We start from the raw sequence: 12,389 nt of genomic DNA, 5'->3' as shown, positions 1-12,389 counted from the left end.
CGAAAGTCCGGTTGCCCGCTGCAGGACCGTATCGAGTCGCTCTAGGACGGTGTGCGTGTCACCGCTATCTGACGTTGACGGCATTTAGCTCTGCTCCCCCTCGGTAGGAGCTTGTGGCCTGGGTGGTCGCGGATATTTGACGCCACTGCCCCAGCCGATCTCCCACCCCTCGCCGGCGTCGAAGTAGTCGGCGTACGCGACAGGTAACGCCTTGGTGCGCTCAACAGAATGAAGGAGCTCGGCAAACCACGTCGTGTATGCGGGGTCGTCGTGGGTAGGAGTGACGTTGCGCAAGGCGCTCAATATAAAATCAGCAACTTCATCGGGTGTCGTCGTCACCGTTACTTCTCGACCCGCGAACTCGGCGAGGCTGCCTGTCGTGTAGTGCAGTGCGATGTCCCGGTCGCAGTCCGACAAGAACGCATCGTCAATCATATTGACGCTGAGTGTAATTGCGACTCGCCAATACATGCCTGAGGGGCTCATTCCTGGCAGGACGCGCAACCGATGGTAGCCGCGCTGATGCAACACGTGAACGCCTTGCAAGATGCGGATAGGGGTCCACAAAGTCAATCGTGAGGTGACCCGTGCATGCATCTCGGCGTCCATAGCCACCAGGCGAACCTCATCGACACGTGTTTCGACCGCCGCGATGGTCTCGATCGCGGCGTCGATAGCATCTCGGTGTGGCCAGCCGTAGGCGCCAGTGCTGATGAGCGGAAAGGCGACGACTCGGGCACCGAGTTCGTCAGCGACTTCCATGGCCCGGCGGTAGCAAGACTCCAGAAGCGAGCGGTCTCGCTGCCCGGACTTAAAGTTTGGCCCGACCGTGTGGATGACCCACCGGGCGGGTAGGTCGCCTGCTGTCGTCCAGCCGGCATCACCTGTGGGCAGCCCGTTGGGGAAGCGCTCAATGCAGTCGCGCAGAATGGCGTGGCCTCCCGCGCGATGAATCGCGCCATCGGCGCCGCCGCCCCCGCGCATGCCAGTGTTCGCCGGATTGACAACGGCGTCGACCTCTTGCTGTGTGATGTCACCGTGCACTGCGGATATTCTCAGCACGGAGCCAGTATGTAGCTAGGGCGCGCTGACGGGGATTGCGGGTCAAAGAACGGTGGTTCGTAGGCCGCCTCCCGATCGACGGCGTCAAGTCGAGTCATCAGTAAAGCAGCAGAATCATCGGAGGGACCGATTCATGGCCTCGTTTGACTACGAACACTCGCCGTAGCGGCGCAGCAGGTCGAGCGCATCACCCAACAAGCTCACGCCGGACACCTCCCTCGCCGTCTACCCTAAGCCGGCGTCACGACGCCTCAGCGCACGAATTTCCGGGATTGACCGAGCGCGAAACGCGACCCTCACGCCCCAGCCGGCTCCGTGGACACCGCAGCCTGCACCACGGTGTCCCCCGGCGGTCCGCACGCTGTCATCGCAGGCGACCTGGGTCCTAAGTCCTCTCCCGGCCGATTCGCCCCTCGAGGAACGGCGATCAGTTCTACTCTCGCGCCATGCGCGCCCAGGGCCGGGCGAAGTGGATCGCCGTCGCCAGACTCGCGGGCTGCTGTGTGCGCGCCGGGCTCCTCGCCGCCGCGCTGATGTTCCCGGCGGTGGGCGGCGCGGGCAGCGCGCTGCTGCGCGTAACCGACTCGGCAACAGCAGAATTCACCCAATTGGTCGACGGTGACGCGCCGATCGTCTCCACCATGGTGGACATCGACGGCAACCCCATCGCCTGGCTCTATGACCAGCGCCGCTGGATCGTGTCGAGCGACCGCATCGCCGCCACGATGAAGCTGGCCATCATCTCGATCGAGGACAAACGCTTCACCGACCATGACGGCGTCGACTGGCAGGGCACCCTCACCGGCCTCGCCGGCTACCTGCGCGGTGACCCGAGCACCCGGGGCGGGTCCACCATCGAGCAGCAGTACGTCAAGAACTTCAACCTGTTGGTGAAGGCCCGCTCCGACGCCGACCGGCGCGCCGCGATCGAGATCACCCCGGCCCGCAAGCTGCGCGAGATCCGCGCCGCGCTGGCCATGGACGTCGCGCTGCCCAAGGCCGAGATCCTCACCCGCTACCTGAACCTGGTGTCGTTCGGCAACGGCGCATACGGCGTCCAAGACGCCGCCAGGACATACTTCGGCATCAACGCCGCCGACCTCAACTGGCAGCAGGCAGCCCTGCTCGCCGGAGTGGTGCGCTCCCCCAGCTCGCTGGACCCCTACCTCCACCCCGACGCGGCACTGGAGCGACGCAACGTGGTTCTCAACACCATGATCGAGAACCTGCCCGACCAGGCGGAGGCACTGCGCGCGGCCAAGCTCACCCCGCTAGGCGTGTTGCCACGCCCCGATCCGCTGCCGCAGGGCTGCATCGCCGCCGGCGATCGCGCCTTCTTCTGCGAGTACGCGTTGCAGTACCTGGCCCGTGCCGGACTCAGCCGGGACGACGTCGCGCGCAACGGATACCTGATCCGCACCACCCTCGACCCCGCGGTGCAGAGCAGCGTCAAGAACGCCGTCGACAACTACGCCGACCCCACCACCGACGGCGTCGCCAGCGTGATGAGCGTGATTCGCCCCGGCCGAGACGCCCATCGCGTCCTCGCCATGGCCGACAACCGCACCTACGGCCTGGACGCCGTCGCCGACCAGACGGTGCAGCCGCAGCCCTTCTCGCTCGTCGGCGACGGTGCCGGATCGATCTTCAAGATCTTCGCCACCGCCGCAGCGCTCGAGATGGGGATGGGCATCAACGCCACCCTCGATGTGCCGCAGAGCTTTCGGGCCACCGGGTTGGGTGACAGCACCGAATCGGGATGCCCGCCGAAAACCTGGTGTGTGAAGAACGCCTCGCCCAACTATCCGGGTCAGATGTCGGTGACCGACGCGCTGGCCAAATCGCCCAACACCGCGTTCGCGAAGCTGATCGCCCAGATCGGGGTGCCCCGCGCCGTGGACATGGCGGTGCGGCTGGGGCTGCGGTCCTATGCCGAGCCGGGCACCGCCCGGGCCTACGACCCGCAGTCCAACGAGAGCCTCGCCGATTTCGTCACACGGCAGAACATCGGATCGTTCACGCTCGGCCCCCTCGAACTCAATGCCCTCGAATTGTCCAACGTCGCAGCCACCTTGGCCTCGAGCGGCATGTGGTGTCCGCCAAGCCCGATCGACGCTGTCTACGACCGCGACGGTCACGACGTGCACTCGCAGTTCAGCCCTGCGAGCAGGTGGTTCCCGAGGGACTCGCCAACACGTTGGCCAATGCGCTGGCCAAGGACCATGTCAGCGGAACCGCGGCGGGTGCAGCGAGTTCGGCCGGTTGGACGCTGCCGATGTCGGGTAAGACCGGCACCACCGAGTCCCACCGGTCATCGGGGTTTCTCGGCTTCACCAACAAGTACGCCGCCGCGAACTACATCTTCGACGACTCCCCGACACCGTCGGGTCTGTGCTCCTCCCCGCTGCGCGAATGCAGCGACGGTGACCTGTACGGCGGGACCGAACCGGCGCGGACGTGGTTCGCGGCGATGACGCCGATCGCCGAGGACTTCGGCCCCATCGCACTGCCCCCTACCGATCCGCGCTACGTCGACGGCGGACCGGGAAGCGAGGTGCCCGGCGTGGCCGGGCTGAATCTCGATACCGCGCGGAAGAGACTGAGCGACGACGGCTTTCAGGTCGCGCCCGCACCCACCGCGGTCTACAGCTCGTCGGCAAAGGGCAGCGTCGTCGGCACGACACCGACCGGCAGGACGATCCCCGGGTCCATCGTCACGATCAACACCAGCCTCGGATACGTCCCCGCGCCGGTGTACCAACCGCCGCCTCCCAGCGCACCGCCGACGGGTGCACCACCTCCCGACGTACCGCCGCCTCCCCCGCCGAACGTCCTCACCATCCCCGGACTCCCGCCCATCGTGCTGCCCTGGCCGGCCCCTCCTCCCCCGCCTCCACCGCCGGCCTGAAACGGCAGTGATCCTGCGCAGCGGCCGGTCAACGCCCTACCATCACCGCGTGCACCCCGAAACAGCCACCGAGCAGCGCCACGTCTCCGGCATCGCCGCCGTGATGACCGTGCTCGCGATGGGCCTCGGCTACGCCGTCTCCATCGGCGACCCCACCACCCTGTCGGCCAACCTGCAGGTCGTCTCCGCCGGGCTCGGCATCACCGGCAGCACCGCCACCTTCATCGCCAGCCTCGCCACCCTGACCATGGCCGCCGCGGTCCTCTCCGCCGGCGCCCTCGGCGACCTCTACGGCATGCGCCGCCTCTACCTGGTCGGCCTCGCGGGCGCCGCCGCGTTCAGCCTCCTCGCCGCCGCCGCCCCCGTCGCCGCCGTCCTCATCATCGCCCGCGCCGGCGTCGGCATCGCCCTGGCCTTCCTCATCGGCCTCTCCCTCGCCCTCACCAACGCCGTCTTCTCCCCCGAACGCCGCGCCGCCGCCATCGCCGCCTACTTCGGCGTCGGCTACGCCGTCTCCACCCCCATGCCCGCGCTCGGCGGCACCCTCGCCCACGCCATCGGATGGCGCGCAACGTTTTTCCTCGTTCCCGTCATCGCTGCCGTCGGTCTGCTCATCACCTGGCGCTTCGTCCCCGAGACCCTGCGCAGCAGCCGCCGCCTCGACATCCCCGGCATGGCGCTCTTCGCCGTCGCGTTGCTCGCCTTCATCTACGGCATGTCCCGCATCGAGACCGGCATCGACGCCGTCGGCCTCACCTGCATCGCGGCCGGCCTGGCCGCCGGCGTCGCCTTCGTCGTCCGCGAGCGCAGCACCGACCACCCCGCCCTCGACATGCGCGTCTTCCGGTCCAGCCGCTTCAACGCCGCCGTCGCCGCCGGTGTCGTGTTCAACATCGTGCTCGGGGGCTCGATGATCCTGCTGGCCTTCTACCTCGTCACCATCCGCAAGGAATCTCACGAGCTGTTCGGCTACCTGCTCATGCCCGCCACCGCGATGGCCGCACTCGCGGCCCTCTCCGCCGGCCCCGTCGCCAACAAGTTCGGCGCCCGCACCGTCATGGTCACCGGGCTCGTCCTCATGCTCGGCGGCCTCGTGGTGCTGCACAGCTACACGCTCGACACCACCCGCGTGACCGTGTTCGTCACGGCTGCGCTGATGGTCATCGGCGGCGCCTTGGTCACCACCCCGCAGGCCATGATCATGATGAGCAGCGCCCCAGCCGACCTCGGCGGTGCCGTGTCCGCCGTCAAGAGTGCGGTCAACGAGGGCGGATACTCCCTCGGGCCAGCGCTATTCGCGCTCGTCGGCATCAACCTGTTTCTCACCGACAGCGCCCATGACTTGACCAAAGACGGTGTCACGCGGGCCGATACCCGCGAAGCGCTGATCACCTCACACGGCGGTCACAGCGGCGCGACGCTGGTCAATCCCGAGCAGGCCCGCCTGATCGTCGATCAGGCACCCAACAACGCGATCGACGCCATCCACACGCTGAGTCTCATCATGGCCGCCGGGCCGATCATCGCGATCATCCTGGCGCTCTGGCTGATCAAGCCGAATCGCTGAGCATCACTGTCGATCTCTTGGTATCGACGGGCACTCCTTGCGAAGCCCAGCAGCGGCGGCCATCGCCGCCGCAGACCCGTCCATGTATCGAGCATCGACCGATTCCGATGATCCCGTAGATCGTTGTGCATCAGCAATTTGCCTGAGGGCGTCGGCCATGTCCAGCGCGTGTGCGCGGATATCCGGCGACGCAATCTGGGAGGCCTTTTTCCGGATGTCACGAGCAGCGGCATCCTCGGACTCTGCGGCTTTTGTCGCATTGTCGTCCGGCGCATCGACCATGGCGTTCAGTGAGGCGCTGAGCGACGTCCACGTCTCGAACACCTCGGCGGCTAGCCGACAATCGCCGTCAGGCCGACTCTGTTGCCGGACGATCAACACACAAGCGACGACGCCGAGAGCAGCCAGAACGCAGACTACGAGCCACCGTCTGCGCGTAGTCATCGACGACATCGGACCATCAACGAGAACCTCCCCCGGAACCCTGCACGACAGAGCCATCCTAAAGGCTTGTCGAGGCGGACCGGAGCGGCAAAAACTGGTCAGGCGGGCCCCGCACCCGCCACCGTCGGCTCGATCGTCGGCGCCGGATACCCGGAGCCCTGCATCGCCTCTCGCACCGCGGCCGACACCGCATCCACCGAGCCCGACGGCACCAACGCGATCACACAGCCGCCGAACCCGCCGCCCGTCATCCGCGCCCCCAGCGCCCCAGCCGACACCGCGGTAGAAGTAATGAGATCGAGGTGCGGAGTGGTGATCTCGAAGTCATCCCGCATCGACTCATGCGACGCGGTGAACAACTCCCCGACCCGTCCAAAGTCGTTCGCAGACAACGCCTCCACCGTGTCCAGCACCCGCTGGTTCTCCGTGACAATGTGCCGGGCGCGGCGCTGATCTTCTCCAGAGAGCGACGACACAGACGACGCCTTTCGCAGCGACGCCACCCCCAACGCCGCCGCGGCCCGCTCACACGACGCCCGCCGCGCGGCGTACTCACCGCCCGCATGTTGGTGTCGCGCCTGCGAGTCGATCAGCAACAGCGTCACCCCGTGCGAGTCGGGGTCGAACGGCACCGGGGTGACGGTGAGGTCGCGGAAGTCAATCAGCTGGGCGCACCGCGGCTGCGCGTAGAGGATCGCCAACTGATCGAGTAATCCCGTTGGTGCACCCACGTACTCGTTCTCGGCGCGCTGCGCGATCCGTGCCTGCTCAACCCGATCGACTACGACATCACCGAGCAGCGCGCCCAGGACGGCGCATTCCAGCGCCGCCGACGACGACAGGCCGGAGCCGATCTGCACTCCACTGCTAATCGCCAGCGTCCCACCCGGCACCGGATAGCCCGCCTTCCGCAGCGACCACACCACACCCGCGACATACGCGGCCCAACCGGTCACGTCGCCGGGCACCGTGTCGAGACCAATCCGCACCACGTCAGGCGACAGGTCCGTGCTCACCACCAATTCGCCGCTGTCCGCCGGCTCGAATTCCACGACCGTGCGCCCCGGCAGTGCGATCGGCAACGCGAAACCCGCGTTGTAGTCGGTGTGTTCGCCGATCAGGTTGATTCGGCCCGGCGCCGAGAAGCGGAAACTCATAAAGAGCGCAGCCTCTCCGCTAGCCCCTCGGGCACCACGTCGTTGATGAACGCATCCATCACCGACTCCGACGACGCCAGGAACTTGAGCTTGTCGGCGGTCCGCCGGGTCGAGATGATCTCGACGTGGAAGCAGCCCTCCCCCTCCGGGTACTGGTGCAGCCCCGCCATGTACGGCAGTGGCGCGTCGTACATCCGGTCCAGCCGCTGCAGGATCTCCTGGTACATAGCACTGAACGCATCCAGCTCGGCAGCCGAGAGATCGAGTAGCGAATACACGAACCGGTTCGGGTAGATGTGCACCTCCACCGGCCAACGTGCCGCGAAGGGCACGAACGCCGTAAACGCCGCGTCCCGCGCAACGATCCGGCGTCCGTCCGCGACTTCCCGCGCCACCAGATCATCAAACAGATTGCTGCCGTGCTGCTCCCGATATGCAGAGGCACGAAGCAGCATCTGCTCCGTCCGCGGCGTCAGGAACGGATAGCCGTAGATCTGCCCGTGCGGGTGGGTCAGCGTTACTCCGATCTCCTCACCGCGATTCTCGAAGCAGAACACCTGCGCGATGCCGGGCCGACCGAGCAGGTCAGCGGTGCGGTGTCGCCACGCCTCGACGACGAGGCGGGCTTGCGCGGGGTCGAGAGAGGCGAACGAGCTGTCGTGGTCGCTGGAAAAGCAGATCACCTCACAGTGACCGTGGCCGGGCACCGGCACGAACTCCGAAGAAGCAGAAAGGCCGCCGCCCGACCCTGAGAGAGAAGCGAACCGATTCTCGAAGACCACGACGTCGTAGTCCGGCGCCGGAATCTCACTCGTGAGGCTCGACGGGCCCGGACACAACGGGCACTGCCCGCGCGGCGGGAGGTAGGTGCGGTCCTGGCGGGCCGGGGCGACGATCACCCACTGCCCGGTGGTCTGATCGAATCGCAACTCCGACAGCGACTCTGACCGCGGGGGTAGCGGACGGAGGTCAGGAACCGGAGCCGGCTCGTGGCCAGGGAGGCTGAAGAACAGCAGATCGCGTCCGTCGGCGAGGGTCCATGCCGTCACTGCGTCCGTGCGCGACGGATTCTCAACCACGGTTGACGCAACTCCTCTGCCCGGCGCATAGCCTCAGCGTCCAGGATCTGATGGTAACGCGCGACGAGCTGCTCCCGGGTCAGCCCGAACTCTGGCAGCACCTCGTCGGCGGGCGGGCCGCCGTACGGAGCCCAGCTCCGCATGAACGTGACGATGTCGTGTTCGTAGCGATCCGCGACGCCGGGCATATCAGGCCCCGCCCTTCTTCTTGTTGTAGATGTCGAAGCCGACCGCGGCCAGCAGCACCAGGCCCTTGATCACCTGCTGCACGTCGCTGCCGATACCGATCAGCGACATGCCGTTGTTGAGGACGCCGAGCACGAAGCCGCCGATGATCGCGCCGAACACCGTGCCGACACCGCCGCTGGCCGATGCCCCGCCGATGAACGCCGCGGCGATCGCCTCCAGCTCCATGCCGATACCTGCCTGCGGCGTCGCCGAATTCAGCCGGGCGGCGAACAGCAGCCCGGCCAGCGCCGAGAGCAGACCCATGTTGACGAACACCAGGAACGTCACCCGCTTGGTCTTGACACCCGAGAGTCGCGCCGCGGCCTCGTTACCGCCGACGGCGTACACCTGCCGGCCGACGACCGTGCCGCGCATGATGAACGCGTACACGACGAAGGCGAGGGCCAGGATGATGCCGACCACCGGGACGCCGCGGTAGCTCGCGAGCAGCAGCGTGAACGCCGCCAGTGCCGCGACGATCGCCGCGCACTTCGCGACGAACCAGCCGAGCGGGAGAACGCTGAATCCGTACTGGCTCTGAGCGCGTCGCTGCCGCACCTGCTGCCACACCGCGGCCAGCATCACGAACACACCGAGAATCACGGTGGGCCAGTGGTAGACGGCGTTCGCGCCGAGCTCGGGGAGGAATCCGCTGCTGACCTGGCCGAAGGTGCGCGGGAACGGCGCGATCGACTGCCCCTCGAGCAGATACTGTGTCGCGCCGCGGAACACGAGCATGCCGGCCAGCGTCACGATGAACGACGGGATGCCGACGTAGGCGATCCAGAAGCCCTGCCACGCCCCGATCAATGCGCCCAACAAAAGACACAGTGCGACCGCGACCGGCCAGGGCATGTCGTTGCGGATCATCAGCACCGCCGACATCGCCCCGATGAACCCGGCGATCGAGCCCACCGACAGGTCGATGTGACCGGAGATGATCACGATCACCATCCCGATCGCGAGGATCAGGATGTAGCCGTTCTGCTGGACGATGTTGGTGACGTTGAGCGGCTTGAGCAGGATGCGGCCCGTCCACACCTGGAACAGGATGACGATCAGGGCGAGCGCGACGACCATGCCGTACTGCCGGAAGTTGCCCTGCAGCAACGCCTTCACCCGCGACACCGCCGAGTCCGAGGGCGATGGCGCCGGGGCGCTCGGTGGCGTCGACACCGTCGGGGTGGTGGTCATCTATCCTCGTCCCTTCATCATGTAGCGCATCAGCGTCTCCTGCGACGCGTCGGCCTGGGCCACTTCACCGGTGAGCCGGCCCTCGTTGAGTGTGTAGATGCGGTCGCACAGGCCGATGAGTTCCGGCAGCTCCGAGGAGATGACGATCACCGCTTTGCCCTGTGCGGCCAGCGAATTGATGATCGTGTAAATCTCGTACTTTGCGCCGACGTCGATGCCGCGGGTGGGTTCGTCGAGGATCAGCACATCGGGGTCGGCGAACACCCACTTGCTCAGCACGACCTTCTGCTGATTGCCGCCCGACAGGTTGCCGGTGATGGCCTTGACCGACGGGGCCTTGATTCGCATGTCCTTGCGGAACCGCTCGGCGACCTTGGTCTCCTCGTGCTCGTTGATGACCGATTGCCGGCTCACCTTCGGCAGCGACGCCAGCGTGATGCTGCGGGCGATGTCGTCCATCAGGTTGAGGCCGAAGTGCTTGCGGTCCTCGGTGGCGTAGGCGATGCCGTGGCTGATCGCCTCGGGCACGGTGCGGGTGCGAATTTCTCTGCCGTCCTTGAACACCGAGCCGCCGGCCTTCTTGCCGTAGCTGCGGCCGAACACGCTCATCGCGAGCTCGGTGCGCCCGGCGCCCATCAGCCCGGCGAGCCCGACCACCTCGCCGCGGCGGACGTTCAGCGAGACGCCGTCGACGACCTTGCGCTGCTGATCGAGCGGGTGGTACACCGTCCAGTCCTCGATCGCGAACGTGACATCGCCGATCTCATGCGCGGTGCGCTCGGGAAACCGGTCGACCAGCGGCCGGCCCACCATGCCGCGGATGATGTGCTCCTCAGTGAGATCCGGCCCCACGTCGAGGGTTTCGATCGTGCGGCCGTCACGCAGCACCGTGATGCGATCGGCGACGCGGGTCACCTCGTTGAGCTTGTGCGAGATGATGATGCACGTCAGACCCTGGCGCCGCAGATCCAGGATCAGGTCGAGCAGGTTGCGGCTGTCCTCGTCGTTCAGCGCGGCGGTCGGCTCGTCGAGGATCAGCAGTTTCACCCTCTTCGACAGTGCCTTGGCGATCTCGACGAGCTGCTGCTTGCCCACCCCGATGTCGGAGATCCGGGTGCCCGGGCTCTCCCGCAGACCTACCCGGTCGAGGAGCTGCTGCGCGTGGGTGGTGGTCTCGTGCCAGCTGATCACCCCCGCTGACGCGTGCTCGTTGCCCAGGAAGATGTTCTCCGCGATCGAGAGCACCGGCACCAGCGCGAGCTCCTGGTGGATGATCCCGATGCCGCGCCGCTCGCTGGACCGGATGTCCTTGAAATCGCCCGGCGCACCGTCGAAGACGATCTCCCCGTCGTAGGAGCCGTGCGGGTAGATCCCGCTGAGCACCTTCATCAGGGTCGACTTGCCGGCGCCGTTCTCCCCGCAGATCGCGTGGATCTCCCCCTGACGGACCGTGAGATTCACGTCGCACAACGCGGTCACCGCGCCGAAGCGCTTCGTGATGCCCCGCATCTCCAGCAGTGCGGTGTCCTCGCCGCCCATCAGGCCAGCTGCGCGGAGGTGTAGTAGCCGGAGTCCACCAGCACCTTCTGGTAGTTCGACTTGTCCACACTGACCGGCTGCAGCAGGTACGACGGCACAACCTTCACCCCGTTGTCGTAGGTGGTGGTGTCGTTGACCTCCGGCTTGCCGCCGGTCAGCAGCGAATCGGCCATCTGCACAGCCGCTTTCGCGAGCTCGCGGGTGTCCTTGAACACGGTCTGGGTCTGCTCACCGGCGATGATCGACTTGACCGACGCGAGCTCGGCGTCCTGACCGGTGACGATGGGCAGCGGTTTGGCCGGGATGCCGTAGCCGGCGCTCTTCAACGCCGAGATGATGCCGAGCGACATGCCGTCATACGGCGAGAGCACCGCGTCCACCCGGCCACTGGTGTACGAGCGGCTCAGCAGGTTGTCCATCCGGGACTGCGCCAGGCCGCCGTCCCAGCGCAGCGTCGCCACCTGGTCGAACGACGTCTGACCGCTGCGCACCACGAGCTTGCCGCTGTCGATGTAGGGCTGCAGCACGCTCATCGCGCCGTTGAAGAAGAACGTCGCGTTGTTGTCGTCGGGCGAGCCGGCGAACAGCTCGATGTTGAACGGACCCTTGCCCTGTGCCACACCCAGCTTGTCGACGATGTACTGCGCCTGCAGCACACCGACTTTGAAGTTGTCGAACGTCGCGTAGTAGTCGACGTTGGCCGAGCCGCGGATCAGCCGGTCGTAGCTGACCACCGGGATCTTCGCGTCGGCGGCGCGCTGCAGGATGTCGGTCAGCGACGATCCGTCGATCGGGGCGATGACGAGCACCTTGACGCCCTTGGTGATCATGTTCTCGATCTGCGAGACCTGGTTCTGCACCACGTCGTCGCCGTACTGCAGGTCGGTCTCATACCCCAGCTGCTGGAACTGCTTGGCCATGTTGTCGCCGTCGGCGACCCACCGCTCTGAGGACTTGGTCGGCATCGCGATGCCGATGGTGCCGCCGCGGTCACCCCCGCTCCCGCCACCGCTGGCCTCGGGTCCGGTCGAGCGACCGCACGCAGCAGTCGCCAGCGAGGCCGTCACGGCCAGCGCGGCCGCGATTCGAAGAAGGCTCTTTCGCATGGATTCCTCCGGTTGGTCCTGCCACTCACCGCGGGCCCGACACGTCGGCCGCCAACACGATGTGAGCGCTAACATCGAGCATCTTGTGACGCGGCTCACGCCGCT

At 66.7% G+C, this 12,389-nt stretch carries 9 protein-coding genes and 1 pseudogene; 2 read left to right on the top strand and 8 right to left on the bottom strand.

Translation table 11 applies throughout. From position 1 onward, the window contains the following. Positions 1-84 precede the first annotated feature (84 nt). Positions 85-1,044, bottom strand: a complete 960-nt coding sequence (locus tag MHN84_RS29880; RefSeq protein WP_308192948.1) for a macro domain-containing protein — start codon at positions 1,042-1,044, stop codon at positions 85-87. Between the two features lie 464 nt (positions 1,045-1,508). Between MHN84_RS29880 and ponA2 the strand changes: the two are divergent. Both ponA2 and MHN84_RS15040 read left to right on the top strand, forming a co-directional pair. After that, positions 1,509-3,970: pseudogene (gene ponA2, locus MHN84_RS15045) on the top strand (transglycosylase/D,D-transpeptidase PonA2). A 49-nt stretch (positions 3,971-4,019) separates the two neighbouring features. Continuing rightward, complete coding sequence (locus MHN84_RS15040) at positions 4,020-5,537, top strand: MFS transporter (protein ID WP_241205333.1); 1,518 nt, start codon at positions 4,020-4,022, stop codon at positions 5,535-5,537. A gap of 3 nt (positions 5,538-5,540) precedes the next feature. On the opposite strand, the gene MHN84_RS15035 is transcribed toward MHN84_RS15040, so the two are convergent. The 7 genes from MHN84_RS15035 to chvE all read right to left on the bottom strand — a co-directional run bounded on the left by MHN84_RS15035 (position 5,541) and on the right by chvE (position 12,284). Next, the gene (locus tag MHN84_RS15035; RefSeq protein WP_241205332.1) at positions 5,541-5,861 is read right to left on the bottom strand and encodes a hypothetical protein; all 321 of its coding nucleotides are present in this window, start codon (positions 5,859-5,861) and stop codon (positions 5,541-5,543) included. Positions 5,862-6,079: 218 nt separating this feature from the next. Continuing rightward, the gene (locus MHN84_RS15030) at positions 6,080-7,138 is read right to left on the bottom strand and encodes a galactokinase (RefSeq protein ID WP_241205331.1); all 1,059 of its coding nucleotides are present in this window, start codon (positions 7,136-7,138) and stop codon (positions 6,080-6,082) included. Then, positions 7,135-8,217, bottom strand: a complete 1,083-nt coding sequence (gene galT, locus MHN84_RS15025) for a galactose-1-phosphate uridylyltransferase (RefSeq protein WP_241205330.1) — start codon at positions 8,215-8,217, stop codon at positions 7,135-7,137. The genes MHN84_RS15030 and galT overlap by 4 nt, the downstream gene beginning before the upstream one ends. Continuing rightward, positions 8,184-8,405 carry a hypothetical protein gene (locus MHN84_RS15020; RefSeq protein WP_046362468.1) on the bottom strand — a complete coding sequence of 74 codons (222 nt, stop codon included), beginning with the start codon at positions 8,403-8,405 and terminating at the stop codon, positions 8,184-8,186. The genes galT and MHN84_RS15020 overlap by 34 nt, the downstream gene beginning before the upstream one ends. A 1-nt stretch (position 8,406) precedes the next feature. After that, on the bottom strand, positions 8,407-9,639 hold the full coding sequence (mmsB, locus tag MHN84_RS15015; protein ID WP_241205329.1) for a multiple monosaccharide ABC transporter permease: 1,233 nt from the start codon (positions 9,637-9,639) through the stop codon (positions 8,407-8,409). Further along, positions 9,640-11,178, bottom strand: a complete 1,539-nt coding sequence (gene mmsA, locus MHN84_RS15010; protein ID WP_241205328.1) for a multiple monosaccharide ABC transporter ATP-binding protein — start codon at positions 11,176-11,178, stop codon at positions 9,640-9,642. Continuing rightward, positions 11,178-12,284, bottom strand: a complete 1,107-nt coding sequence (gene chvE, locus MHN84_RS15005) for a multiple monosaccharide ABC transporter substrate-binding protein (RefSeq protein WP_241205327.1) — start codon at positions 12,282-12,284, stop codon at positions 11,178-11,180. The genes mmsA and chvE overlap by 1 nt, the downstream gene beginning before the upstream one ends. Positions 12,285-12,389 lie beyond the last annotated feature (105 nt).

Source organism: Mycobacterium sp. PSTR-4-N (assembly GCF_022348085.1).
GTDB lineage: Bacteria > Actinomycetota > Actinomycetes > Mycobacteriales > Mycobacteriaceae > Mycobacterium.
The sequence above is the reverse complement of the archived record's forward strand: the minus strand, read 5'-3'. Positions and strand labels throughout refer to the sequence as shown.

Bases quoted from the DNA above. Each gene is read 5' to 3' on its own strand.
- MHN84_RS15030 (WP_241205331.1), bottom strand. From the start codon at position 7,138: ATGAGTTTCCGCTTCTCGGCGCCGGGCCGAATCAACCTGATCGGCGAA.
- MHN84_RS15020 (WP_046362468.1), bottom strand. From the start codon at position 8,405: ATGCCCGGCGTCGCGGATCGCTACGAACACGACATCGTCACGTTCATG.
- mmsB (WP_241205329.1), bottom strand. From the start codon at position 9,639: ATGACCACCACCCCGACGGTGTCGACGCCACCGAGCGCCCCGGCGCCA.
- mmsA (WP_241205328.1), bottom strand. From the start codon at position 11,178: ATGGGCGGCGAGGACACCGCACTGCTGGAGATGCGGGGCATCACGAAG.
- chvE (WP_241205327.1), bottom strand. From the start codon at position 12,284: ATGCGAAAGAGCCTTCTTCGAATCGCGGCCGCGCTGGCCGTGACGGCC.